The 24,355-nt window shown below is 71.1% G+C and carries 24 protein-coding genes; 14 read left to right on the top strand and 10 right to left on the bottom strand.

Annotated features, from left to right (window positions below; genetic code table 11):
• Position 1 precedes the first annotated feature (1 nt).
• The 7 genes from ACFZDL_RS19435 (at position 2) to ACFZDL_RS19405 (ending at position 5,764) form a co-directional block, all read left to right on the top strand.
• Positions 2-940 (top strand): type II secretion system F family protein, encoded by a 939-nt coding sequence (locus tag ACFZDL_RS19435; protein ID WP_353587462.1) that lies wholly within the window; start codon positions 2-4, stop codon positions 938-940.
• A gap of 14 nt (positions 941-954) precedes the next feature.
• Positions 955-1,848, top strand: coding sequence for a DUF5936 domain-containing protein (locus ACFZDL_RS19430; protein WP_353587460.1), 894 nt, complete (start codon positions 955-957; stop codon positions 1,846-1,848).
• Positions 1,849-2,163: 315 nt separating this feature from the next.
• Positions 2,164-2,313 (top strand): hypothetical protein, encoded by a 150-nt coding sequence (locus ACFZDL_RS19425; protein ID WP_162097954.1) that lies wholly within the window; start codon positions 2,164-2,166, stop codon positions 2,311-2,313.
• Between the two features lie 23 nt (positions 2,314-2,336).
• Positions 2,337-3,035, top strand: coding sequence for a hypothetical protein (locus ACFZDL_RS19420; protein WP_353587458.1), 699 nt, complete (start codon positions 2,337-2,339; stop codon positions 3,033-3,035).
• A 44-nt stretch (positions 3,036-3,079) separates the two neighbouring features.
• Positions 3,080-3,679, top strand: a complete 600-nt coding sequence (locus ACFZDL_RS19415; RefSeq protein ID WP_353587456.1) for a hypothetical protein — start codon at positions 3,080-3,082, stop codon at positions 3,677-3,679.
• A 7-nt stretch (positions 3,680-3,686) separates the two neighbouring features.
• A complete protein-coding gene (locus ACFZDL_RS19410; RefSeq protein ID WP_353587454.1) occupies positions 3,687-4,373 on the top strand; it encodes an OmpA family protein in 687 nt (228 codons plus the stop codon).
• Positions 4,374-4,423: 50 nt separating this feature from the next.
• Positions 4,424-5,764, top strand: a complete 1,341-nt coding sequence (locus ACFZDL_RS19405; RefSeq protein ID WP_353587452.1) for an SLC13 family permease — start codon at positions 4,424-4,426, stop codon at positions 5,762-5,764.
• Positions 5,765-5,854: 90 nt separating this feature from the next.
• On the opposite strand, the gene ACFZDL_RS19400 is transcribed toward ACFZDL_RS19405, so the two are convergent.
• Entirely contained in the window at positions 5,855-6,271 is a 417-nt protein-coding gene (locus ACFZDL_RS19400; protein ID WP_353587450.1) for a cold shock domain-containing protein, read from the bottom strand.
• Between the two features lie 107 nt (positions 6,272-6,378).
• Positions 6,379-6,759, bottom strand: a complete 381-nt coding sequence (locus tag ACFZDL_RS19395; protein ID WP_353587448.1) for a DUF192 domain-containing protein — start codon at positions 6,757-6,759, stop codon at positions 6,379-6,381.
• Between the two features lie 89 nt (positions 6,760-6,848).
• Between ACFZDL_RS19395 and ACFZDL_RS19390 the strand changes: the two genes are divergently transcribed.
• From ACFZDL_RS19390 to ACFZDL_RS19370, 5 genes are all read left to right on the top strand, one after another.
• Positions 6,849-7,601 carry an A24 family peptidase gene (locus tag ACFZDL_RS19390; protein ID WP_353587446.1) on the top strand — a complete coding sequence of 251 codons (753 nt, stop codon included), beginning with the start codon at positions 6,849-6,851 and terminating at the stop codon, positions 7,599-7,601.
• Between the two features lie 320 nt (positions 7,602-7,921).
• On the top strand, positions 7,922-8,683 hold the full coding sequence (locus ACFZDL_RS19385; protein ID WP_353588119.1) for an isoprenyl transferase: 762 nt from the start codon (positions 7,922-7,924) through the stop codon (positions 8,681-8,683).
• Between the two features lie 400 nt (positions 8,684-9,083).
• Positions 9,084-10,421 carry a PhoH family protein gene (locus ACFZDL_RS19380; RefSeq protein WP_353587444.1) on the top strand — a complete coding sequence of 446 codons (1,338 nt, stop codon included), beginning with the start codon at positions 9,084-9,086 and terminating at the stop codon, positions 10,419-10,421.
• Positions 10,422-10,831: 410 nt separating this feature from the next.
• Positions 10,832-11,563: a transglycosylase SLT domain-containing protein gene (locus tag ACFZDL_RS19375; RefSeq protein WP_353587442.1), complete on the top strand. Its 732-nt coding sequence runs from the start codon at positions 10,832-10,834 to the stop codon at positions 11,561-11,563.
• Positions 11,564-11,701: 138 nt separating this feature from the next.
• A complete protein-coding gene (locus ACFZDL_RS19370; RefSeq protein ID WP_353587441.1) occupies positions 11,702-13,198 on the top strand; it encodes an AI-2E family transporter in 1,497 nt (498 codons plus the stop codon).
• 48 nt (positions 13,199-13,246) lie between these two features.
• On the opposite strand, the gene ACFZDL_RS19365 is transcribed toward ACFZDL_RS19370, so the two are convergent.
• The 3 genes from ACFZDL_RS19365 to ACFZDL_RS19355 form a co-directional block, all read right to left on the bottom strand.
• Positions 13,247-14,179 carry a tetratricopeptide repeat protein gene (locus tag ACFZDL_RS19365; protein ID WP_353587439.1) on the bottom strand — a complete coding sequence of 311 codons (933 nt, stop codon included), beginning with the start codon at positions 14,177-14,179 and terminating at the stop codon, positions 13,247-13,249.
• A 115-nt stretch (positions 14,180-14,294) separates the two neighbouring features.
• The gene (locus tag ACFZDL_RS19360) at positions 14,295-14,846 is read right to left on the bottom strand and encodes an alkyl hydroperoxide reductase (protein ID WP_353587437.1); all 552 of its coding nucleotides are present in this window, start codon (positions 14,844-14,846) and stop codon (positions 14,295-14,297) included.
• A 10-nt stretch (positions 14,847-14,856) separates the two neighbouring features.
• Positions 14,857-15,411 (bottom strand): peroxiredoxin, encoded by a 555-nt coding sequence (locus ACFZDL_RS19355; RefSeq protein ID WP_353587435.1) that lies wholly within the window; start codon positions 15,409-15,411, stop codon positions 14,857-14,859.
• Positions 15,412-15,548: 137 nt separating this feature from the next.
• On the opposite strand from ACFZDL_RS19355, the gene ACFZDL_RS19350 reads away from it, so the two are divergent.
• Positions 15,549-16,529 carry a LysR substrate-binding domain-containing protein gene (locus ACFZDL_RS19350; RefSeq protein ID WP_353587433.1) on the top strand — a complete coding sequence of 327 codons (981 nt, stop codon included), beginning with the start codon at positions 15,549-15,551 and terminating at the stop codon, positions 16,527-16,529.
• A gap of 80 nt (positions 16,530-16,609) precedes the next feature.
• Here ACFZDL_RS19350 and ACFZDL_RS19345 read toward each other — a convergent pair whose 3' ends face one another.
• The 5 genes from ACFZDL_RS19345 to ACFZDL_RS19325 form a co-directional block, all read right to left on the bottom strand.
• On the bottom strand, positions 16,610-19,060 hold the full coding sequence (locus ACFZDL_RS19345; protein WP_353587431.1) for an FtsX-like permease family protein: 2,451 nt from the start codon (positions 19,058-19,060) through the stop codon (positions 16,610-16,612).
• Positions 19,057-19,743 carry an ABC transporter ATP-binding protein gene (locus ACFZDL_RS19340; protein WP_353587429.1) on the bottom strand — a complete coding sequence of 229 codons (687 nt, stop codon included), beginning with the start codon at positions 19,741-19,743 and terminating at the stop codon, positions 19,057-19,059. Before ACFZDL_RS19340 ends, ACFZDL_RS19345 begins: the two co-directional genes overlap by 4 nt.
• Positions 19,740-20,264, bottom strand: a complete 525-nt coding sequence (locus tag ACFZDL_RS19335) for a PadR family transcriptional regulator (protein WP_014176769.1) — start codon at positions 20,262-20,264, stop codon at positions 19,740-19,742. Before ACFZDL_RS19335 ends, ACFZDL_RS19340 begins: the two co-directional genes overlap by 4 nt.
• A gap of 200 nt (positions 20,265-20,464) precedes the next feature.
• Positions 20,465-20,782: a hypothetical protein gene (locus tag ACFZDL_RS19330; protein ID WP_353587427.1), complete on the bottom strand. Its 318-nt coding sequence runs from the start codon at positions 20,780-20,782 to the stop codon at positions 20,465-20,467.
• A complete protein-coding gene (locus ACFZDL_RS19325; protein ID WP_391191837.1) occupies positions 20,779-21,720 on the bottom strand; it encodes an SPFH domain-containing protein in 942 nt (313 codons plus the stop codon). Before ACFZDL_RS19325 ends, ACFZDL_RS19330 begins: the two co-directional genes overlap by 4 nt.
• Positions 21,721-21,964: 244 nt before the next feature.
• On the opposite strand from ACFZDL_RS19325, the gene ACFZDL_RS19320 reads away from it, so the two are divergent.
• On the top strand, positions 21,965-24,220 hold the full coding sequence (locus ACFZDL_RS19320; RefSeq protein WP_353587423.1) for a transglycosylase domain-containing protein: 2,256 nt from the start codon (positions 21,965-21,967) through the stop codon (positions 24,218-24,220).
• Positions 24,221-24,355 lie beyond the last annotated feature (135 nt).

The following is a 24,355-nucleotide window of genomic DNA, read 5'->3' as shown; positions in this document are numbered from 1 at the left end:
CATGGACCAACTGGCGGTGGTGACGGTCGGGGCGACGCTGGTGTGCGGCGCGCTGGGCGTCGCCGGTGTGCAGACGTACGCCCGGGGCAAGGCGGCCCAGCAGGCGCTGTTCGACCGGCTCTCCGATACGGGGTCGATGCCGCTGTCCGGGCGGCCGCGCCGCTTCGCGCGGGTGGACCGGCGGCTGCGCTCCACCTCGCTCGGGCGGAAGCTGGAGCTGCGGCTGGCCTCGACGGGTCTTGACATCACCCCCGGCGAGTTCTTCGTCTACACGGCGGGCGCGGGCGTGGGCCTGTGGGTGGTGGCGGCGTCGCTGCTCGCGGCGTTCTTCGGGCCGATCGCGGCCGCGGTCGCCGTCTGGTCCGCGTTCGCGTTCCTCAACTGGCAGCGGCAGAAGCGGATCGAGAAGTTCATCAACCAACTGCCCGAGCTGTCGCGCATCCTGGCCAACGCCACGCAGGCGGGGCTCGCGCTGCGTACCGCGCTGGGCATGGCGGCCGACGAGATGGAGGCCCCGGCGGGGGAGGAGCTGGCCAAGGTCGCCGACAAGCTGGCCGTCGGCCACTCGATCGACGACGCGCTGGGCGAGCTCGCCGAGCGCCTTCCCTCCCGGGAGCTGGTCGTGCTGGTCACCACGCTCGTGCTGTCCAACCGCGCGGGAGGGACGGTCGTCAGCTCGCTGCGCAACCTGACCCAGACGCTGGAGGAGCGCAAGGAGACCCGGCGCGAGGTCCGCACCCAGCTGTCCCAGGTCACGGTCACCGCGTATGTGGTCCCGCTGATGGGCGTCGGCACGCTGCTGCTGATGAACCGGATCGCGTCCGGCTCCCTGGACCGGATGACCTCGAACTTCTGGGGCCAGGCCGCGGTGGTGGTGGCCTTCGCGCTGTACGGGATCGGCTTCTTCCTGATCCGCCGTATGTCGAAGATCGACGTCTGAGAGGGGCGGCGGACATGGCGATCGGTGTGCTGCTGGCGCTGGTGGCGGGGGTGTCGGTGGCGGGCGTCGCGTACGGCGTCGCGCTCTACCGCAGCGAGGCCAAGCTGCCCAGCGACCTGGCGGTGGCGCTCGAGGTCGGGGCGACGCGTACGACGGCGGTCGGCTCGGCCGTCGACCGCCTCGGTATGCGCTACGCCCCGCTCGTGCTGCGGCTGATGGGCGAGAAGCGGGTCGCCAAGGTCCGGCGCCGGATCGATCTGGCGGGCAACCCGGGCGGGCTGACGGTCGACCGCTATGCGGCGCGGCGCGCGGTGTACGGCATCCTCGGCTTCGGCGGCGCGCTGGTGATGCTGATGAAGGGGCAGCTGCTGCTCGCCCTGGTGCTGGTCGCCTTCGGTCTGTTCTGGATCGAGGTCGGCATCTGGGCGGCCGTACGGGAGCGCCGGGCCGCCATCGAGCGGACGCTGCCGGATTTTCTGGACGTCCTGGCGGTGGTGGTGAGCGCCGGACTGAGCTTCCGTCAGGCGCTGGACCGGGTGGCGGAGAAGTACGAGGGCCCCTGGGCGGATGAACTTCGCATCACGCTTCGGCAAATGGACATGGGGGTGAGCCGCAGACAGGCGTTCGAGGAACTACGGAAGCGGAACGACTCCGAGCAGGTCGCTCAGTTCGTCACCGCGCTGCAGCAGGGCGAGGAGCTCGGCGCGCCGATCGTCGAGACGTTGATCGCCATTGCGAACGATATGCGGCGCACCGATGCGCAGAACGCCCGGCGCCGCGCGGCCCGGGCGGTGCCCAAGGCGACCATGGTGGTCACGACCTTTATGGTGCCGGGCACGATGATCCTGCTCATCGCGGGCTTCTTCATCGGTTCGGGCACGGATTTCGGCTCCATCACCGGGGATTGACCGGGCTGGATTCGGCGAAGTGCCTTCGCGATTGCAATCGAATATGGGACAGTTGGCCACGGAGGACTCCTCGGGGCCGGGAGGGGGTGAATCTCATGCGCCGCGCCAGCCGGAATGCCGATCCGAATGTCAGCCGGAAGATGACGACGCGGTTCGAACGCCTCGAAACGGGCATGCAATGGTGCCGTAGGCACTGTTCCCGGGCAGGTGTTTCGGCGTACTTTGCTCGTGTCGCGAGCGGCACCACGGGGGTTGAGTCGCCGGACCGGAGCGGTACGGCCACCCATGGAGGGGAACACAATGGGGAAGCGCGTCATGCGGAACGACCGCGGGCAGACCTCGATCGAATACCTGGGCATCATCGCCGTGGTGGTCGCGATCGTCCTCGTCCTGTCGACGACGGACTTCGGCAGCATGATCGCGAACGCCATCTCCGACAAGATCTCCGAGGTCGTCGGCATCTGACCCGCCCCGTGACCGTTCGCGGCTTGCGCCGCCCCCGCCCGGCCGGTGACGCGGGGCAGGCGTTCCCGATCTACATCACCGCGGTGGCGGCCCTGCTCTTCCTGGCGCTCGCCCTCTTCGCGGTCGGCCAGGCGGGCGCCACCCGCAACGGCGGCCAGACCGCGGCCGACGCGGCGGCGCTGGGCGCGGCCGAGGACTTCCGCGCCCAGCTGCGGAAGGGCCTGCTGGACGCGATCACCGACGAGCAGGCCTGGGAGGACCTGCTGACCGGCCGGGGCTTCGACCCGCCGCGCGACCCGTGCGACCAGGCGCAGTGGTTCGCCGGGGAGAACGACGCGGATGTCACCGACGGAGGGTGCGTGCCGGGCTATCTGCCCGTCTCGTTCACCGTCACGGTCAAGACGCGCAAGGCGGTCGGCAAGTCCGTCGTGCCGGGGACGGAGACCAAGCACGCGACCGCGCGGGCCAAGGCGGTCGTCGAGCCGCGCTGTACGTACGAGGCGCCGGCTCCGCTGCCCGACCCGACCGGGGACGGCAAGGGCGACGAGGGCGGCAAGGGCGACGGCGGCAAGGACGAGGACGACAAGGGCGGCAAGGACGACAAGGACGAGAAGCCCGTCATCGATCTGGTCTGCGAGGGCAAGGACATCACCATCGACCCCGAGCACCTGGATCTCTTCCCCGACGCCAAGGACCTGTTCTCCGTCCACCTCGCCGACTGACGAGCGGATACGAAGAACCAACGAAGAGTAAGGGACAGCGAGCGATGACCATGCGGCACACGACGAAGGCCCGGAGGGGGGCCGCCGTGGGGGCGCTCGCGGCGGCCCTGGCCCTCGCCGTGGCCGGGTGCGGCAGTGACGACGGCAAGAAGCCGGACGACGGCGGGGGCCAGAAGTCCACGTCCGCCAAGGACAGCCGAACCGACGACGACGGCGACGACAAGGACAGCGAGCCCGCGGCCGACTCGACCAAGACCATCGGCGAGATCAAGGGCCCGAACGGGATCGTGGTCACCCTGCACTCCGCGGTCCGGGACGGCGGCGGGTTCGTCACCGTGAACGGCACGGTGACCAACCGCGGCGATCAGCTCTTCAACGCGGTGGACTGGCGCTCCAAGGAGACCGAGATGAAGTCCCGGTCGTCCGTGTCGGGCGCCTCGCTCGTCGACTCGGCCGGCAAGAAGCGGTATCTGGTGCTGCGGGACACCGACGGGGAGTGCCTGTGTACGACGGGGCTCTCGGGGATCAAACCGAACGAGAGCCGCCCGCTGTTCGCCCAGTTCCCGGCCCCGCCGTCGAGCGTCACCAAGGTCGACTTCCAGATCCCGACCATGCCGTCGGTCAGCATCGAGCTCACGGGATGAGCCGGCGATGACCACCCCCGACGACTGCCGCGCCCCGAACCTCCGCGCCCCGAACCTCCGCGCCCCCGAGCTCCGCGCCCCCGACCGCCGCGCCCGCGTCCGCCGGGGCTCGCTCCTCGTCGCGCTCGCCTCCACCGCGCTCCTGGTCACCCCCGCCCCGGCGGCCCACGCCGACAGCGGCCCCGGCGCCCCCGCCGACACCACGCCGCCCGTCAGGATCGACGCCAAGGACCCCGATCTGCGGATGCCCGGGAGCGCGAAGCTGGCCCCCGGCCGGGTGCTGGACATCAAGTCGGTCGTCGAGACCGACGACGGCGACGAGCGCCGCGAGGACACCAACGCCAAGGTCAAGTTCGCCCTGCAGGCCGAGGTGCTGTTCGACAAGGACAGCTCCAAGCTCGGCGGCGAGGCCACCGCCCGGATCAGGGCCATCGCCCAGGAGATCGAGAAGCAGAACGCGACCAGCGTCCGCGTCTTCGGCTTCACCGACGACCTCGGCTCCGCGCTCCACGGCCTCAAGCTCTCCAAGGAGCGGGCCAACGCCGTCCAGCGCGCGCTCTCCGCGAATCTGGACTCCTCCGTCCAGTACCAGATCCGCGGCTACGGCGAGCAGTACCCGATCGCGGACAACACCACGGAGGAGGGGCGCAAGAAGAACCGCCGGGTCGAGGTCAGCTTCGCCCGCTCGGGATAGCGGCGCAGGGGTCCCTCGACGTCCTCCCGGGCGCATGTCCCATGATGGATGTGTTTGCCACATCCGCACCGGGAGCACCACTGAGCACCGCCGTCACCGAGACCGTTGCCGCCGCCCTGCTGCTGGGCGTGCTCGCCTTCGCCGTCGTACGGCCCCGGGGATGGCCCGAGGCGGCCGCCGCGGTGCCCGCCGCGGGGCTCGTGGTGGCGGTCGGGGCGGTGTCACTCCCGGAGGTGTGGCAGGTCACGCGCAGGTTGCTGCCGGTCGTCGGCTTTCTGGCCGCGGTGCTGCTGCTGGCCCGGATGTGTGCGGACGAGGGGCTGTTCGAGGCCGCGGGAGACGCGGTGGCCCGGGCCTGCCGGGGCCGTACGGACCGGCTGCTGGCGGGGGTCTTCGCGGTGGCGGCGGTGGTCACCGCGGTGCTCAGCCTGGACGCCACGGTGGTGCTGCTCACACCCGTGGTGTTCGCCACCGCCACCCGGCTCGGCGCCCGGGCGCGCCCGCATCTGTACGCCTGCGCCCACCTGGCGAACTCCGCGTCCCTGCTGCTGCCCGTCTCGAATCTGACCAATCTGCTGGCCCTGGAGGCCAGCGGGCTGTCATTCACGCGGTTCGCCGTGCTCATGGCGCCCGCCTGGCTGCTGGCCGTCGGCATCGAGTACCTGGTCTTCCGCCGCTACTTCGCCGCCGACCTGGCCGCCGGGACCACGCAGGCGCCGCCCGACCGGCGCCCCGAGGTGCCGGTGTTCGCCCTGACCGTGCTCGTGCTGACCCTGTGCGGATTCGTCGCCACCTCGCTCGCCGGCGTGGACCCGGCCTGGGCGGCCTGGGCCGGCGCCCTGGTGCTCGCGGTGCGCGCGGTGGCGCGCGGGCGGGAGACGGTGCGGGGCGCCGTGGCCGCCACGGGGCCGCTCTTCTGCCTCTTCGTGCTCGCGCTGGGGGTTGTGGTCCAGGCCGTACTGGCGGGCGGGCTGGGGACCGGGCTGACGCGGCTGTTCCCCGGCGGCACCGGCCTGCCCGCGCTGCTCGCGATCGCCGGGGTCGCGGCGGTCCTGGCCAACCTCGTCAACAACCTCCCCGCCACGCTCGCGCTGCTGCCGATCGCCGCGGCGGGCGGGCCAGGCCCGGTCCTCGCCGTGCTGATCGGCGTCAACCTGGGGCCGAACCTCACCTACGTCGGCTCGCTGGCCACCTTGCTGTGGCGGCGCGAGATCCGCGGATACGGCATGGACAGGGGCTCAAGCGGCACCGAAGGCACCGGAGGCACCGGAGGCACCGGCGGCGGCTTCGGCCTGGGCGACTTCACCCGGCTCGGGCTGCTGACCGGGCCGGCCACGATCGTCGCGGCGACGGTCGCGCTGTGGGCGATGCTGACGGTCACCGGGTCCTGAAACGGGTCCTGAAACGGGCCCTGAAAAAAGAACCGCCGCGGCGGGGGCGATGCCCCGCCGCGGCGGTTCCGTGTGGTGCTGCGGAGTCCTTCAGGACTCGATCCAGTTGTGTGCCTGAGCCAGTTCGATCACCCGTCTGCGCACCTGCTTGATCTGGTCGGCGGTCAGCGTGCCGCCCACCTCGACCAGCGCCTCGGTCAGCTCCTGACGGAACTCGGAGACCGACAGCACATCGCACATGGTGTCGTCGCCCGAGTCGGCGGCCGGCCCCGGCGAGTGGTGGGTCCGGACCAGGCTCGCCCGCTGGACGATCCGCACCTCGGAGGCCTTGGGGCCCTTGTCCCCGTACTCCGGGACGAACTCCACCTTGCTGCCCGGCTGGAACAGGTGCTTCTCGTCCAGCAGGTCGTTCGCGTGCATGAAGACGTCCTCGCCGCCGTCGTCGGGGGCGATGAAGCCGTAGCCGCGAAACTCGTCAAACCGCAGAATTTTGCCCGTGATTGTCACCGTGCAACCCCTACCCCTGTACCTCTACCTCAAGGACCTCGATACGCGATCGAGGGTGTCCAACCATGACACCGGTGCCACAGCGTACAGCTCGGATGTTGCCTCGGCTATGCGCCCGCGCACCGGATTGTGACGTGGGCGCCGGCCCGCAACCCCCAGTGCTCCATGGCGCCCGCCTCGGCCTCCAGGACATGGCGCGCACGGGGCCGGGGCAGCCCGAGCCGGCCGGGGCGCATGGTGCGCACGGCCAGGACGGTCAGCCGGCGGTCGAGATAGGCGACGTCGATGGCGAAGCGCATCCCGAAGGTGTGGACGCTGCTCGCGGGGGTGAGCAGCAGCGCGCCCGCCACCCCGTCCCGGCCGAGCAGCCCGCGGGTGCGGGCCCGGTAGGAGGCGGCGATCTCCAGGGGGATGTCCGCGTCGCGTACGTCGCCCTGCGCGCCGCCGCGCACGCGCAGCGTCCCCGTGCCGTCCCGCCAACGGCCCATTTCCGCCCCGCCCTTCCGTCCATCTCCGCTCCCGCGTCCGGTGCCCGAGGCGAGTGTCGCACCCGGCGCCGCTTCCGTAGGCTCGGCCCGTGTCGTCGCCCCTGGCCGTCCTGGTCGTCCTGGCCGCCGCGTACGGCGCGGCGGCCGGACTGCTCGTGCCCCGCGCCCGCTACCGGCTGGCCGTGGAGCCCGAGGAGCCGTGGCGCGCGGCCTGTCCGCGCGGGCACGCGCTCACCGGGGCGGCCCGGGGCTGGCTCGGGCTCGCCCGCTGCCCGGGCTGCCGGGCGGGCGAGCGGGACTACGCCACGGGCGCAGCCCTGACCGCCGCCCTCACCGCGGTGGTGTGCGCAGTGCTGGCGGCGGCCGTCGGCGACCGCCCGGAGCTGGCGGTGTGGCTGCTGCTCGCGCCGCCGATGGTGCTGCTGGCGGACGTGGACCGGGTAGTGCACCGGCTGCCGGACGTGCTGACGCTGCCGCTGGCGGGCGGGGCGGCCGCGCTGCTCGGCGTGGCGTCGCTGCTGCCGCACAGCGCCGGGTCGTGGCGGCGGGCGCTGCTGGGCGGGGCGGCGCTGGGCGGCGCGTATCTCGTGCTCTTTCTGATCAGTCCCAGCGGGATGGGGTTCGGCGATGTGAAGCTGGCCCTGGGGCTGGGGATCGCGCTCGGCTGGTACGGCTGGGCGGTGCTGGTCCTGGGCGCCTTCGCGGGGCTGCTGCTGGGCTCCTGCTACGCCGTCGGGCTGCTGGCGACACGCCGGGCGACCCGCGGAACCGGGATGGCGTTCGGCCCCTTCATGATCCTCGGGGCCTGCGCGGGGCTGGTGCTCGGGGGGCTCGCGGCCTGAGGAAGCCAGGCGACATTCATTGTCACCCTCGTCGATGCCTGGACTATCCCTCACAAAGCGTTATGGTGGAAGCCCCCCCTCGGGCCGGTCCGTATCCCCCCCACGGACCGGCCCGCTTCTTATCCGGGCGAATCCGGGGCGTACCGGCCATCGATCCGGACTGAGCGCAGATCACTCGATTACGGAGTGTGATGTTTTGCGGGATGGGTGGAGCAGCCAGGGGGCGCACCCGGTTCGCCAGCGCCCCCCTCCCGCAGTAGGGTGCGGGCTTGGGCGGACCGCCATCGCAAGCCATGCAAGGCACTGAGGGGCTGGAAGACGTGAAGTTGCGCGACCTGGTGTACGGGCTCTACGCACGCCGGGTGGAAGGCCGCCTCGACCACGCCCAGGTGCCCAAGCACATCGGCGTCATCCTCGACGGCAACCGGCGCTGGGCCCGCGCGGCCGGGGGAACGACCGAGCAGGGGCACAAGGCCGGCGCGAGCAAGATCCAGGAGCTGCTCGGCTGGTGCAACGAGACGGACGTCGAGGTCGTCACGCTCTGGATGCTGTCCACCGACAACCTCGACCGCCCCGAGGAAGAGCTGATCCCGCTCCTGGGCATCATCGAGGGCGCGGTGCGCGACCTGGCCGCCGACGGCCGCTGGCGGGTCCACCACGTCGGCAACCGCGATCTGCTGCCCGACCGGACCCAGACGGTCCTCAAGGAGGCCGAGCGGGACACCGAGCACATCGACGGCATACTCGTCAATGTCGCCATCGGCTACGGCGGCCGGCAGGAGATCGCCGACGCGGTGCGGTCGCTGCTGCTCGACCACGCGAGCAAGGGCACCACCTTCGAGGAGCTGGCAGAGGTCGTCGACATCGACCTGATCTCCGAACACCTGTACACGCGCGGCCAGCCCGACCCGGACCTCGTCATCCGCACCAGCGGCGAGCAGCGGCTGTCGGGGTTCATGCTCTGGCAGAGCGCCCATTCGGAGTACTACTTCTGCGAGGTCTTCTGGCCCGCCTTCCGCAAGGTCGACTTTCTTCGCGCGCTGCGTGACTACGCCGCGCGGCACCGGCGGTACGGCTACTAGTCCCGTACCCCGTACGGCAGTCGGGGGCGGGCGGCTCATCCGTCCGTACGGTTTCCGGTACGGCTCCTTCCCGCCCGGCAACACGCGGGTTTCACAACGTTCATGTGCGCGCCGTCATATGCCATTGCATGGCCGCGCACGTTCGAGGGAATATCCCTTCCAGGTCGACGCCCTGCCCCAACTGTCCTAGGGGTGTCGAACTGCCAGCGGACGGCATGTGCTCGTTCGCCCGGGAGGCCCTTTGCACACGGACGATGCGGATCGTGCGTATGACGCGGAGGGCCGGTGCTCGGCCCTCCCGCCTGGGCCTGAGCCCGGTCCGTCCCCCGCCTGCGGGCCGGGGGACCTGTTCCCGCGACGCCGTCGCACCCCAACCTCTCCCGAGGGGGTTCGTCCACCCGTGGTGACCAGCAAGAAACGCCGCGAGCACGACCGGCGCACCTATGTCCTCGACACCAGCGTCCTGCTCGCCGACCCGAACGCCATGGCCCGCTTCGACGAGCACGAGGTCGTGCTGCCGGTCGTCGTGGTCACCGAGCTGGAGTCCAAGAGGCACCACCCGGAGCTGGGTTACTTCGCCCGGCAGGCGCTGCGCCTGCTGGACGAGTACCGGATCCGGCACGGCCGGCTGGACGCCCCGATCCCGATCGGCGATCTGGGCGGCACCCTGCGCGTCGAGCTCAACCACTCCGACCCGGGCATCCTGCCCGCCGCCTTCCTGTCCCATGGCGGCCGGGTGGGCGACAACGACTCGCGCATCCTCGCGGTCGCCAGGAACCTGCAGGCCGAGGGGTACGACGTCACGGTCGTCTCGAAGGACCTCCCGCTGCGCATCAAGGCCTCCTCGGTGGGGCTCCTCGCCGAGGAGTACCGCGCGGAGCTGGCGATAACCGACTCGGGCTGGACCGGGATGGCCGAGCTGGCCGTCACCGCCGAACAGGTGGACGACCTCTTCGCGGCCGAGACCGCGTATGTCCCCGAGGCGGCGGAGCTTCCGGTGCACACCGGTCTGGTGCTGCAGTCGGAGCGCGGCAAGGCGCTGGGCCGGGTCACGCCGGACGGGCAGGTGCGGCTGGTGCGCGGGGACCGCGAGGCGTTCGGGATCCACGGGCGGAGCGCGGAGCAGCGCATCGCGCTGGACCTGCTCCTCGACCCGGAGATCGGGATCGTCTCGATGGGCGGCCGGGCCGGTACGGGCAAGTCGGCGCTCGCGCTGTGCGCCGGTCTGGAGGCGGTGCTGGAGCGCCGGCAGCACCGTAAGGTGATGATCTTCCGCCCGCTGTACGCGGTGGGCGGGCAGGAGCTGGGCTATCTGCCGGGCACCGAGGCGGAGAAGATGAGCCCGTGGGCGCAGGCCGTCTTCGACACGCTGTCGGCGGTGACCACCTCGGATGTGATCGAGGAGGTGGTGGGGCGCGGGATGCTGGAGGTGCTGCCGCTCACCCACATCCGGGGCCGCTCGCTCCATGACGCCTTTGTGATCGTGGACGAGGCGCAGTCCCTCGAACGGAACGTGCTGCTGACCGTTCTGTCCCGGATCGGCGCCAACTCCCGGGTGGTACTCACCCATGACGTGGCACAGCGGGACAATCTCCGCGTCGGGCGCTATGACGGCGTCGTCGCGGTGGTCGAGAAGCTCAAGGGGCATCCGCTGTTCGCCCATGTCACCCTCACCCGCTCCGAGCGGTCGCCGATCGCCGCCCTGGTGACCGAAATGCTCGAGGACGGCCATATCTGAGGCAGTTGAGGGGAAGCGCGACCCTGACGCCGCGCGGCTGAGCCGAAAGAGCTTAGCCGCGCGGCGTCTTGGCGCGCCCGGATTTCCGGAAATCCTAGGGCGTAAACGGGGTGTGAGCTTTCACACTCAACGGAGAATTGCCTCCGGGCGTCCGCTTCCGGCAGTGTGTGGGTCCTGTCAGGCCCCGCATACGGCACACCAGTACCCCCAGCGGTACGGAGCAACAGCAGTACCAGAACTAAACAGCGTTCGCCGTATGCCGCCCGAGCACCTTGCGGCTCTCCCGAGGGAGGGTCTCACCGGGCCAGTGCCTCCCGTGACCAGCCATCCTCTTGTGCACCAGGGGGACGGAACAAGGGGAGGTCAGCGCCAGGGGCACGATTGCGTCCGCGAGGTCACCTAAGCGGGCGATGCTGGAAGGAAACCGTGTGAGCCGGATTTCGGTCCGGGGATTCGCAGTGGCCTCCGCCACCGCGGTCACCACTGTGGGCGCTGTCGTTGGCGTTGCCGCGGGCGGCGAGCAGAGCTCGACCGACCCTGTCGAGGCGACCGCCGCCGACACGACGCTCCTTGCGGACATACCCGCCGGCCAGCAGGCCGTGGCGCAGACCGCGTCCCTGACGCAGCAGGCGGATGTGCAGTCCACCGCGGCGGACGCGGAGGCGAAGAAGTCCGCCGAGGAGTCCGCCCGCAAGCAGGCCGCCAAGGACGCCAAGGCCAAGAAGCTGGCCGCCGAGAAGGCAGCCGCCGAGGCCAAGGCCGCCAAGGAGCGCGAGGAGGCCAAGAAGAAGCTCGAAGCGAGCCGTTCGGCCACCCGCGACGCCAGCAGCTTCCCGCAGCAGGCCTCGTACACCGTCGCCGAGGTCCAGGCCATGGCGCGGCAGATCGTCCCCGCCGACCAGTTCCAGTGCTTCAGCAACATCGTGAACCACGAGAGCACCTGGAACTACCGCGCCGAGAACCCCTCCTCGGGCGCGTACGGTCTGGTGCAGGCGCTGCCGGGCTCCAAGATGTCCTCGGTGGGCGCCGACTGGCGCACCAACCCGGCCACCCAGATCAAGTGGGGCCTGAACTACATGAACGAGCGCTACCACAGCCCCTGTGGTGCCTGGTCGTTCTGGCAGGCCAACAACTACTACTGATGCCTCCGGCTTCACTCGGTCGCCCCCGGCGTTCGACCTCGCGAAACCCCCGACCGCAACCGGCCGGGGGTTTCCCGCGTCCTCACGCTGTAACGTCTTCCCCACGACCGCGGGGGAACTGGGGGTAGGGGAAGCGAAATGTCCGCATTGCCACACTGGGTCGGCAGAATGGGAGCCAGCCTGACCCGGCTGGCCGAGCGACTGGAGCGCCAAGCCGAGGCCGACGCCGCCGACCCGGCCGACGCGTACGCCGACGACGGCAAGGGCGAACGGGTCGACAGGACCTCGGGCAAGGGCGGGGGCGACAGCGAGGCCGGCGGCCCCGCCGAGCCGGGCCGCCCGGCCTTGGAAAGCCCGGTCCTGGAGGACCTGGCCCCGAAGGACCTGGCCCCCAAGGACCTGGCCCCGGCGGGCACAAGCGCCGACGGCGAGGCCCCGGTCCGCCCGGAGCCGGCCAGTGTGCCCGCCCCGCCCGCGTACGCCCCCGCCGTCTCCGCCAAGCCCGACCCCGTCGCCGCCGTCCCCTGGGGCGTCCGGGTCGCCGCGGAGGTCGGCTGGCGGCTGCTGGTGCTCGCGGGGACCGTCTATGTGCTGATGACCGTCATCAGCGCGGTCGAACTGGTGGTGCTCTCCTTCACGGTCGCCCTGCTGATCACCGCGATGCTGGAGCCGACCGTCACCAGGCTGCGGAACCGGGGCGTCCCCCGGGGCCTGGCCACCGCCATCACCTTCATCTCCGGCTTCATCATCATGGGCCTGGTCATCTGGTTCGTGGTCTGGCAGGTCATGGAGAACGTCGACGACCTGTCCAGCAAGGTCCAGGCAGGCATCGACGACCTGCGGGACTGGCTGCTCAACAGCCCCTTCCACGTCACCGAGAAGCAGATCAACCAGATCGCCAACAACCTGCGCGACGCGATCGGCGCCAACACCGAGGAGCTGACCTCCGCCGGGCTCGAAGGCGTCACGGTCATCGTGGAAGTGCTGACCGGCATCCTGCTGGCGATGTTCAGCACGCTCTTCCTGCTGTACGACGGGCCGAAGATCTGGGCCTGGTTCCTCAAGCTCGTCCCGGCCCCGGCCCGCGCGGGCGTGGCGGGCGCCGGCCCGCGCGCCTGGACCACGCTCACCGCCTATGTGCGCGGCACGGTGATCGTGGCGTTGATCGACGCGATAGCCATCGGAGTCGGCATCTTCTTCCTCGACGTCCCGATGGCCGTCCCGCTCGCCGTCTTCATCTTCCTCTTCGCCTTCATCCCGCTCGTCGGCGCCGTCGTCTCCGGTGCGCTGGCGGTCGTGGTCGCCCTCGTCACCCAGGGCGTGTGGACGGCGGCGATGGTGCTCGTGGTGGTGCTGGCGGTGCAGCAGATCGAGGGCCACATCCTCCAGCCCTTCATCCTGGGCCGGGCGGTGCGGGTGCATCCGCTGGCCGTGGTGCTCTCGGTCGCGGCCGGCTCGCTGATCGGAGGCATCGGCGGCGCGGTGGTGGCCGTACCGCTGGTGGCGGTCGCCAACACGGTCGTCGGCTATCTGCGGTCGTACAACCAGGAGGCCGCGCTGCGCCAAACCCAAGGACCGCACGGGGCGACGGCGGCGGAGCTCGCGCCGACGACGCGGCGCGACGAGGGCGTGTGAGCGCCGGGGCGCGGCGATGCGCCCCGGCCCGCTCCCGCGTTCACGCGCCTACTCCTCGATGCGTTCCCCTTCGCCGTCGAAGTGCACACGACCGTCGACGCGCACCGGCTGTCCGGGCGGCAGACGCCTGCCGGGCGGCGGCTCTTCGAGGACCACGGCCGTCCAGTCCACCGCCGGCGGTCCCGAGGGCGCGGGGCGCAGCGCGTCGTAGACGTTGAGCGTGCTCGGCGGACGGCCCGGGGCGTAGGTGATCAGGTGGATGCCGCCGTCCCGGACGGAGGGCAGATCGGGGTTGTACCGGGCCTTGTCCGCCACCACCGTCTCGATCGCGTCCCGTACGTCGGCGGGGTCGCCGAGGCGCCAGTACGTCACTTCCTCGTCGCCGGAGTTGCTGGTCCACGAGCTGTCGCGGAGCAGCCAGAAGTGCCGGGAGTGCGGATTGGGGTCCGGCCCCTCGTGGCGCGGCGGGTCGTACGCGTCGTCGAGCGCCCGGGCGCGGGACCGTGCCGTCTCGTCCCACGGGTCGAGTTCCAGGGCGCGCGCATAGCAGCGCAGCGCCTCTTCATGCGCGCCCCCGCCCTCGTGGGCCAAGCCTTCGAGGTAGACGGCGAGGTTGTTGTCCGGGTCCAGGGACAGGACCTGCCGGGCCGTGCGGACCGCCTCGTCGACGAGCCGGCGACCGGCCTCGTCGTCGGCGGGTATCTCGGGGAGCGGGCGCAGGTCCTCTTCCCACCACGCATCCTCCACGTGGTTGACGACGTGGAAGCGAAGCTCGGCGCCGGCCAGCACGGCGAGTCCCGCGGCCGCCTCCAGGCTCTCCGGGTCCGCCTGCCAGGCGCGGGTGTACGCCTCGCGGACGGTGCGGGCGTCGTCCGCCCATTCCTCGTCGTCCTCGTCGACGCACTCCGCGTCGTCGGCGACCTGGGCCAGGAGTCGGCTCGCTTCGGCCAAGTGGTCGGCGTGGTCCGTGTCTTCAGCCATGGCCCGTGACCCTATCGCCGGGGTCGGACATCCGGCGGCGGTCCACGGAAACGCGCGAGGGGCGTCCCCACCGGTTCGGTGGGGACGCCCCGTATGCGCCCGCGGCTGTGTGCCGTCAGCCGTTCGCGGCCAGGGTCGCCTCGGCGTCGAGCGTGGTGCCGACCGCCTGGACCACCGCGGCGATCTTGAACGCTTCCTGGATCGTCTCCCGGTCCACCCCGGCCTTGCGGAGCACCTGCTCATGCGAGTCCAGGCACTGGCCGCAGCCGTTGATCGCGGACACCGCCAGCGACCAGAGCTCGAAGTCGGTCTTCTCCACACCCGGGTTGCCGATGACGTTCATCCGCAGACCCGCGCGCAGGGTGCCGTACTCCGGGTCCGACAGCAGGTGCCGGGTCCGGTAGAAGACGTTGTTCATCGCCATGACGGCGGCGGCCGACTTGGCGGCGGTGTAGGCCTCGGGGCTCAGACTGGCCCTGGCCTCCGGCTCGAGCTCCGCCAGCACGCGCGGGGAGCGCGAGGCGATCGCGCAGGCCAGCACGGTGCCCCACAGCTGCTGCTGGGTGAGAAGGGCTGTGCTTTCTGCGTTTCCGATGACCGAGCCCAGGTTGAGCTTGAGGTCCTTGGCGTAGTCCGGCAGGGCGGACTTGAGGTCGTCGAGTGCCATGTCGGTCAGCTCACTCGCCCGAGAGGAGCTTGACCGGGTCGAGGGTGTCCTCGCCCTTGCTCCAGTTGCAGGGGCACAGCTCGTCGGTCTGCAGGGCGTCGAGGACCCGCAGGACCTCCTTGGGGTTACGGCCCACGGAACCGGCGGTCACCATGGTGAACTGGATCTCGTTGTTCGGGTCGACGATGAAGACGGCGCGCTGCGCGAAGCCGTCCGCGCCCTCGACGCCGCAGTCCCGCATCAGCTCGTGCTTGGAGTCGGCCAGCATCGGGAAGGGCAGGTCGCGCAGGTCGGCGTGGTCCTTGCGCCAGGCGTGGTGGACGAACTCGGAGTCGCCGGAGACGCCGAGGATCTGCGCGTCGCGGTCGGCGAACTCGTCGTTCAGCTTGCCGAAGGCGGCGATCTCGGTCGGGCAGACGAAGGTGAAGTCCTTCGGCCAGAAGAAGACCACGCGCCACTTGCCCTCGTGGGACTTGTGGTTGATCTGCTCGAACTCCTTGCCGCTCTCCAGCGACACACAGGCGGTCAGATCGTACGTGGGGAACTTGTCACCGACAGTGAGCACGCGCTCTCCTTGTAGCTTTCAGCGGAGGGAACCGTTATGTGGTGGTTTCCTCGGGGTTGGACTGGACCACCCTGGCACACAAGGCATTGATCAGTGAAATAGCTAGACTGGGTGGGGTTGATCGGAGGTGGTTATCAGTGGCTGCGGCAGCCATACCCGCGGGGAAGTCACCCGCGTCCGGAGGAAAGCCGCGTCAGCCCAGCTTCTCCCAGCTCAGGGCGTTCGCCGCGGTCGCCGAGCAGCTGCACTTCCGCGATGCGGCGGCCGCCATCGGCATGAGCCAGCCCGCGCTGTCGGGGGCCGTCGCCGCGCTGGAGGAGGCGCTCGGGGTGCAGCTCCTGGAGCGTACGACGCGCAAGGTGCTGCTCAGCCCGGCGGGGGAGCGGCTGGCGGCACGGGCCCGTACGGTGCTGGAGGCGGTGGACGCGCTGATGGAGGAGGCGGAGGCGGCGCGGGCGCCGTTCACCGGGGTGCTGCGGCTCGGGGTGATCCCGACCGTGGCGCCGTATCTGCTGCCGACCGTGCTGCGGCTGGTGCGCGACCGCTATCCGCTGCTCGAGCCGCAGGTCCATGAGGAGCAGACCGCCTCGCTGCTGGACGGGCTCGCCCACGGGCGGCTCGACCTGCTGCTGCTCGCGGTCCCGCTGGCCGCCCCCGGCGTGGTCGAACTGCCCCTGTTCGACGAGGACTTCGTCCTGGTCACGCCCCAGGACCACTGGCTCGGCGGGCGCGGCGACATCCCGCGCGCCGCGCTGAAGGAGCTGGATCTGCTGCTGCTTGACGAGGGCCACTGCCTGCGCGACCAGGCCCTGGACATCTGCCGTGAGGCGGGCCGTACGGAGGGCGCCCCGGTGACCACGAGCGCCGCCGGGCTCTCCACGCTGGTGCAGCTGGTCGCGGGCGGCCTCGGGGTGACGCTGCTGCCGCGTACGGCGCTGCGCGTGGAGACGGGGCGCAGTGACCAGCTGGCCACCGGATACTTCGCCGATCCGGCGCCCGCGCGCCGGATCGCGCTCGCGATGCGGGCGGGGGCGGCGCGGCAGGAGGAGTTCGAGGCGTTCGCGGGGGCGCTGCGGGAGGCGCTGGGGCCGTTGCCGGTGCGGATCGTCAAGGGGTGAGCGGGGCTCGTCCCACGCGACCGCCGGGCCCTTCCCCAGGGGGGAAGGGCCCGGCGGTCGCGGTTTGCGCGGCTCGCGCGTTACTCCGTACGGAGTCCTTCGGGCCGCATCATGCGCCACAGCGGCCCCATGCTGACCACTGTCACCAGCAGGATCACGCCCGCGCCGATCCCGGTCATCATGGTGACGCTCGCCCAGTCCACGGCGACCGGTTTGTCGACCATCTTCAGCAGGATCGCCCCCAGGGCGATGCCACCCGCGACCGACAGGGCCAGGCCGAGCACCACCGGGATGGCGGTCTGCCACAGCACCGACCAGCCCAGGGTCATCCGGCGGGTGCCGAAGGCGACCAGGACCGACAGCAGCTTCTTGCGCTCGCGCAGCTGCTCCAGCATGGACACGATCATGCTCGCGCCGATCAGCAGCAGCGTCGCGGAGGCGCCGATGAACAGGCCGCGCTCGATGGTCTGGAACTCGTCCGACTGCGAGGTGCTGCGCAGCTCGTAGATGTCCGACGTGGGCGAGATCGCGGCCGCGGTGTTGCGGGCGTACTCGATGGCGTCCGGGACGTCCGGGTCGAGCCGGAGCATCAGCTGCACCGAGGCGTGGTCGAGGTCGGCGATGTCGAGGCCGCCCGGGGTGGCCAGGATGCCGGAGCGCTCGCTGCCCTGCGGGTCCTCCTTGATGCCCACGACGGGCGTGGACTTGGGGATCGTCCACAGCCGGGGCTTGCTGCGGGAGGGGTTGTAGTCCTTGTCGAAGCTGAGGTTGACCGTCGCGCCCGGCTTGGTGAAGTACGTGTCCTTGTCGTCCCACTCGGCGGGCCCGGTGACGAAGACGTCGCCGTCGCGGCAGTCGCCGATCCGCGCGAGCTCCTTCAGCGTGCGGCAGTCGCCGACCTGCACGCTTCCGACCGGGATGTCGCCCGGGGCCTTGACCTTGCTGCGCGGGTCGCTGACCGACGCGTTGGTGACGCCGAGGGCCGTGCGTACGCCCTTGGTGCCGGTGTACCGCGCGATGACGTCCCGCGCCTGCGCGCCGGTGTCCACCGAGGCGTGCGCCATCACATCGGCGCGGGTCGGGTCCTGCCCGGTGGGGGTGGTGTTGTCGTTCTCCGCGGCGGCGAAGAGCATCGTGATCGCGATCGCCCCGGCCACCGCGACCGTGATGCCGCTGACGGCGCGTGACGCGGAGCCGCTGCTGAGCTGGAGCCGCCGGGTGGCGAGCTGCCAGGGGACGGGGCCGCCGGCGAAGCGCCGGACGACGGCTTCGACCAGCCACGGCAACAGCGCGGTGATGCCGACCAGCATCAGCACCGCACCGCCCGCGACCTGGTAGGTGGAGTCGGCGCTGCTGTCCGCTCCCGAGCGCAGCAGCGGCAGCAGCAGCGCGAGGCCGAGGGCGGGGAACAGCAGCCGCCACCACAGCCGGCGCCGCTTGGGCGTGGCGTCGCGCACGACGCCCAGCGGTTCGATGGCGATGCCGCGCAGCGCGATCTGGGTGACCACGACGGCGCAGGCGGGCACGGCGGCCATGATCAGCGCGGTGATCGTGGCCGAGGGCTGGACGTCGGCGGAGAAGACGCTGGTGCCGAACACCGTGATCCCGCCGATGAACTGCCTGACCAGCAGGAAGACCCCCCAGCCCACCGCGAGCCCGAGCAGGGCGCCGACCAGCGCCTCGCCGGCCGCGATCCGCCGCGTCATACGGCTGTCGGCGCCCACCAGGCGCAGCGCGGCGAGCCGCCGGTCGCGGCGCTCCCCGCCGAAGCGCACGGCGGTGGCGATGAAGATGGCCACGGGCAGCAGCAGCACCACACAGCCCACGACGATCAGCAGGAGCAGGAGCGGGTCCAGGGGCTGGGACGGGGAGTTGTCACCCCAGTGGTCGAGGCGGTAGCCGTCGTCATCGAGGGCGTCAGGGTCGACGTTCGCGTAGTAGATGAGCTCGGCCGGCCCGGCCAGCCCCTCGTCGCCGATCGTGCCGACGATCTTGTAGTCGAGGCGTTCCCTGAGCAGCTTGTTGTCACCGTCGGCGAGCATCTTCTTCAGGGCGGGGGAGACCACCATCTCGCCGCGCGCGGGGAAATGGTCGAGGCCCGGGGGCACGGGCGGCCGGTCGCCGTCGGGCGCCAGCAGGACGCCCGTGACGTCCTCGCCGCGGAAGGCGGTGGATCCCCAGCCCAGCCGCAGGGTCTCGGGGCCCGGTTTGACGTCGGTCGAGTAGTTGCCCCCGTAGGAGCGGGCGTTGGTGCGGTCGTCGCGTGCGGAGACGATGTGCGGGACGGCGGCGGCGAACAGCAACAGCGCCACGCCGAGCCCGACGCCGACCGCCGTCAGGACCGTCCTGGCCCAGCTCTCCCGGCCGCCGGAGACCGCGAAGCGGGCCCCCGTCGCCAGGTCGGCGGCCCAGCGGGCCGGGCCGACCCGCTGGCGGGGCTCCGGACGGTCGGAGGGTGCCTGGGGCGCCCCGCCGGGGTGCTCCCGCTCCGCCGCACTCCGCAGCGGGGTCACATTGCCGGTGCCGCTCACCGCGCGCCCGCCATGTCCCGCGCCTTGCCGTCCCGTACGACGACCTCGCGGTCGGAGTACGCGGCGACGCGCGCCTCGTGGGTGACCAGGACGACGGCGGCGCGGGTCTCCCGGGACGCCTCGGTCAGCAGCTCCATCACCCGCTCGCCGTTGAGGGAGTCCAGGGCGCCGGTCGGCTCGTCGGCGAACAGCACGCGCGGGCCGCTGACCAGGGCGCGGGCCACGGCGACGCGCTGCCCCTGGCCGCCGGAGACCTCGCCCGGCCGCTTGGCGCGCACATCGTCGACCTCCAGCCGCTCCAGCCAGGACAGCGCGCGGCTCTCCGCCTCCTTGCGCCCCACGCCGTTCAGCCGCAGCGGCAGCGCGACGTTCTCCACGCAGCTGAGCTCCGGCACCAGCTGGCCGAACTGGAAGACGAAGCCGAACTCGCCGCGGCGCAGCGCGCTGCGCCGGGAGTCCGGCATGGCGGAGAGCAGCTGCCCGTTGTAGTGGACGGTGCCCGAGTCCGGGGTGACGATCCCGGCGAGGCAGTGGAGCAGGGTCGACTTGCCGGAGCCCGAGGGGCCCATGACGGCGACGACCTCACCCGGGTGGATGGAGAAGTCCGCGCCGTCCAGGGCGGGGGTGGGCCCGTAGGACTTGTGCAGCCCTTCGGCTATGAGGAGCGAGCCCGCGGGGGTCATGGGGTTACCGCCTTGGCGAGTTGGCCGAGGCGCGCGGCGGTGAGCTCCAGCCAGCGCAGGTCGGCCTCGAGGTGGAAGAGGGCGTGGTCACAGATCAGCTGATCGCTGAGGTCGCCGGTGCGCTTGCGCTGGGTCAGCTCGCGCATCAGGCGCAGATGCTCGGCGCGCTGCACATCGAGCAGATCCGCGGCGTCCCGGCCGGTCATCAGCGCGAGAACGACCTTGGTGTAGAGGACGGACTGGAGGTACGGCTCGGGCTTCTCCGGCTGCCTGAGCCACTGCTCCACGTCGGTGATGCCGGCCTCGGTGATGGCGTAGCGCTTGCGCTCGGGGCCGCCACCGTGCTCGATTCCGTCGACCTCGACGAGGCCGTTCTTCAGGAGGCGGGACATGGTCGAGTAGACCTGTCCGTAGTGGAGCGGGCGGTCGTGCCCGAATCTCTCGTCGAAGGCTCGCTTCAGGTCGTAGCCATGGCGTGGGCCGGACTCCAGAAGGCCGAGCAGGGTGTGGCCGATTGACATGCGCGGCACTCTACACCATGCGTATACCTTGTGTGTATAGATGCGTGAGGCTGGGCGTTCCCGCAGGTGAGAGGCGGTTCTCCGGGGCGCCTGGCCGCCGCGGCGCGGAGGCCAGGCCCACGGCAAGAAGGAGCGCCCCCAGGGGTGGCCGGGGGCGCGGGGGCAGGTGTCGCGGGGCCGGGGGACCGCCCGGGGCGGGCTCAGTCCTCGCGGGGTGGGCGGCCTCGGCGGGGGATGGGGGCCGCGGCGCGGGGCAGCCGGCCCGCCTCCGCGAGCGCCTTGCGCAGCAGGAACTCGATCTGCGCGTTGGCGCTGCGCAGATCGTCCGCGGCCCAGCGCGCGAGCGCGTCGTGGACCGCCGGGTCGAGCCGCAGCAGCACCTGCTTGCGCTGCCGCGAGGCCCGGCGCGCACCGTCGCGCGCGGCCGGCTCCGCGGCGGCTTCGGGACCGTCGGCGCCGCCGACCCCGCCGGGGCCCGAGGCCCCGGCGGGGTTCTCCCGCTCGCCGCGCTCCGTCACTGGTAGAGCGTGCCCGTGTTGAGGACCGGCTGCGGGGCGCGGTCGCCGCACAGCACGACCATCAGGTTGCTGACCATCGCCGCCTTGCGCTCGTCGTCCAGCTCGACGATCTGCTCCTCGGCGATCCGGGCCAGCGCGGTCTCGACCATGCCGACCGCGCCGTCCACGATCTCGCGGCGGGCCGCGACCACCGCGCCCGCCTGCTGGCGCTGGAGCATCGCGGAGGCGATCTCGGGGGCGTACGCGAGGTGGGTGAAGCGCGACTCGACGATGCGCACCCCGGCCGCCTCGACCCGCGCGTGCAGTTCGGTGGCCAGCTTCTCGGTGATCTCCTCGGCGTTGCCGCGCAGCGAGAGCGCGGTCTCGTCGTGTGCGTCGTACGGGTACTCGATGGCGATATGGCGCACCGCGGCCTCGGTCTGGGTGGAGACGAACTCCAGGAAGTCGTCCACCTCGAACACCGCCTGGGCGGTGTCCTCGACCCGCCAGACGACGACGGCGGCGAGCTCGATCGGGTTGCCGTAGGCGTCATTGACCTTGAGCACCGGGGTCTCGTGGTTCCGCACCCGGGTGGAGATCTTCTTGCGGCTGGAGAAGGGGTTGATCCAGCGCAGCCCCTCGGTGCGGAGGGTGCCCTTGTAGCGGCCGAAGAGCTGGACGACCCGGGCCTGGCCCGGCGCGATCGCGCACAGCCCGCGCATCGCGATGAAGGAGGCGATGATCACCGCGACGCCGAGAAGGATCAGCGCGGGGTTGCTGGTGTCCTCGTAGTCGTACTCGGAGGTGTCGGCTCCGGCCGCGATGAGGAAGGGGCCCGCGACCAGCCCGGCCAGGCCGAGCAGCAGCGCGAGACCGCCGCTGATGCTGCGCGCGGGCCGCTCGCGCACCTGGGGCCGAGGCAGGGCGGGTATGTCGGGTGTGGGCGTGATGTCGGTCATATCAGACATGAAGGTTCCCCCGTTTTTGCTGGTGCGTGGGTTGGTGCCCGGCCGTGTGGCCTAGCAAAGTGATAACACTTTTTCGGCCGGAGGCAACCCCTTGCGGCGGCAGGACGTCAGTTCCTGCAGAGCGGGTGCTCTTTGTCACCTTCGGAAAAAGCTTGATCGATGAGTATTTGGCGTCAGTTGCGGTGTTAGCTTCATGAGCTGGGTTGGGGGCTGACGTACGGGAGCAGCGGGAGAGATGGGCAGAGCGGAAGAGCGGCGGGCGCGGCAGAAGAGCGCTCGCCGGGCCAAGAAGGGCGCGAAGAAGAACGGCAAGAAGACCGGCATACGCCGCTTCTTCACCTGGAAGATGGTCCTGGGCTACTTCCTCTCGATGGGGCTGCTGCTCATCGGCGCCTTCCTGGTGCTCTACTTCATGGTCGACGTGCCCAACGCCAACGCCCTGGCCAAGGCGGAGGCCAACATCTACAAGTACAGCGACGGCTCGATCATGGCGAAGACGGGCGACGTCAACCGCGAGTCCGTACCGCTGTCGAAGATCCCCAAAGAGGTGCAGCACACCTTCGTCGCCGCCGAGAACAAGGACTTCTACACCGACCCCGGCGTCTCCTTCACGGGCACCGCGCGCGGCATCATCAACACGCTTCTGGGCCGGGGCAAGCAGGGCGGCTCGACCATCACCCAGCAGTACGTCAAGAACTACTACCTCAGCCAGGAACAGACCGTCAGCCGCAAGCTGAAGGAGCTGGTGATCTCCCTCAAGGTCGATCAGCAGCAGTCCAAGGACGACATCCTCGCGGGGTACATCAACACCAGCTACTACGGCCGCAACGCGTACGGCATCCAGGCCGCCGCCCGCGCGTACTACGACAAGGACGTCGGCAAGCTCACCGTGGCCCAGGGCGCCTATCTCGCCGCGGTGCTGCAGGCCCCCAGCCAGTACGACTACTCGGTGGCCGGCCCCAACGGCAAGCGGCTGGTCAAGCAGCGCTGGAACTACGTCCTGGACAACATGGTCGAGAAGCACTGGCTGGACGCGGGCGAGCGCGAGGGCCTGACATTCCCCAAGCCCATCGAGCCCCGCCCCATCCCCGGCATGGACGGCCAGACGGGCTACTTCGTCGAGGCCGCCAAGCAGGAGCTGTTCAAGGCCGGGGTGAGCGAGGACGAGCTCGCGGCCGGCGGCTGGACGATCACCCTCAACATCGACAAGAAGAAGCAGAAGGCCCTGGAGAAGGCCGTCCACACCCAGCTGACCTCCAAGCTCAAGCCGAGGACGCGCCCGGTCGACGGGCACGCCCAGGTCGGCGCGGTCTCGGTGAACCCCAAGAACGGCGCGATCGTGGCGATGTACGGCGGTGCGGGCGCCACCAAGCACTGGACCAACAACGCCACCCGCGAGGACTACCAGCCCGCCTCGACCTTCAAGCCGCTCATCCTCGCCGCCGCGCTGGAGAACGACTCCACCACCCAGGACGGCCAGCCGATCAGGGCCAACACCGTCTACGACGGCGACAGCAAGCACCCGGTCAAGGACGACGGCGGCGAGGTGGGTTTCGCCCCGCCGAACGAGGACAACAAGGACTACGGCCCGATCTCCGTCCAGACCGCGATGAACAACTCCGTCAACTCGGTCTTCGCGCAGATGGCGGTGGACGTCGGCCTGGACAAGGTCAAGAAGACCGCCACCGGTCTCGGCATGAACCCCAAGGCGGGCGGCTTCGACGTGGCTCCCGCGATGTCGCTGGGCGTCATGGGCGCCAGCCCCAAGGACATGGCCGGGGTCTACGCCACCCTCGACAACCACGGCAAGAAGATCACCCCCTCGATCGTGAAGTCGGCGGAGAAGGCCGGAGGCGAAAGCGCCCAGCTGCCCGACACCACGGGGGGCGAGGTGATCAGCCGCACCGCGGCGGACTCCGTGACCTCGGTGCTGACCGGTGTGGTCGACGAGGGCACCGGCTCGGCCGTACGGCAGAAGGGCCAGGCCATGGCGGGCAAGACCGGCACCTCGGACGAGAACAAGTCCGCTTGGTTCACCGGCTACACCCCCGACCTGGTCACCTCGGTCGGCATGTTCGGCGAGGCCAAGGGCGGCAAGCAGGTGACGCTGACCGGCACCGCCGGCGGCGGACGCGTCAACGGCGGTGGCTTCCCCGCCGAGATATGGGGCGCGTACATGGAGTCGGCGCTCGACGGCCAGGGGGCGTCCAAGTTCGACCTGGACACCGACATGGGCGCGGCCGTTCCGCCGCCGTCGAGCACCAGCCCCAGCACCCCGCCCACGAGCAAGTCGACGGAGCCGACGACCTCCCCTCCGCCCACGAGCGAGAGTCCGACGGCCTCCTCGTCCCCGCCGACCACCCCGCCGACGACGCCCCCGACCACGGGCGGCGAGTCGCCGACCGACGACACCACGCCGCCGTCGACCCCGCCGACCTCGCCCTCCCTGGACACGCGCGGCCTGCGCACCAAGCAGCGCGGCAACGGGTGACCTGACACACGACAGCGGTGGGGGGGGGCGTGGGGCCCCCCCCCCCCCCCCGGGTTGTTGCGCCAAACGCCCCCGGGGGCCGGGCCCCGGGGGGCAACCCCCCACGGACACAAACCCCAATGCGGGGGGCACCCC

Source organism: Streptomyces sp. NPDC007917 (assembly GCF_042959105.1).
Lineage (GTDB): Bacteria > Actinomycetota > Actinomycetes > Streptomycetales > Streptomycetaceae > Streptomyces.
The sequence above is the reverse complement of the archived record's forward strand: the minus strand, read 5'-3'. Positions and strand labels throughout refer to the sequence as shown.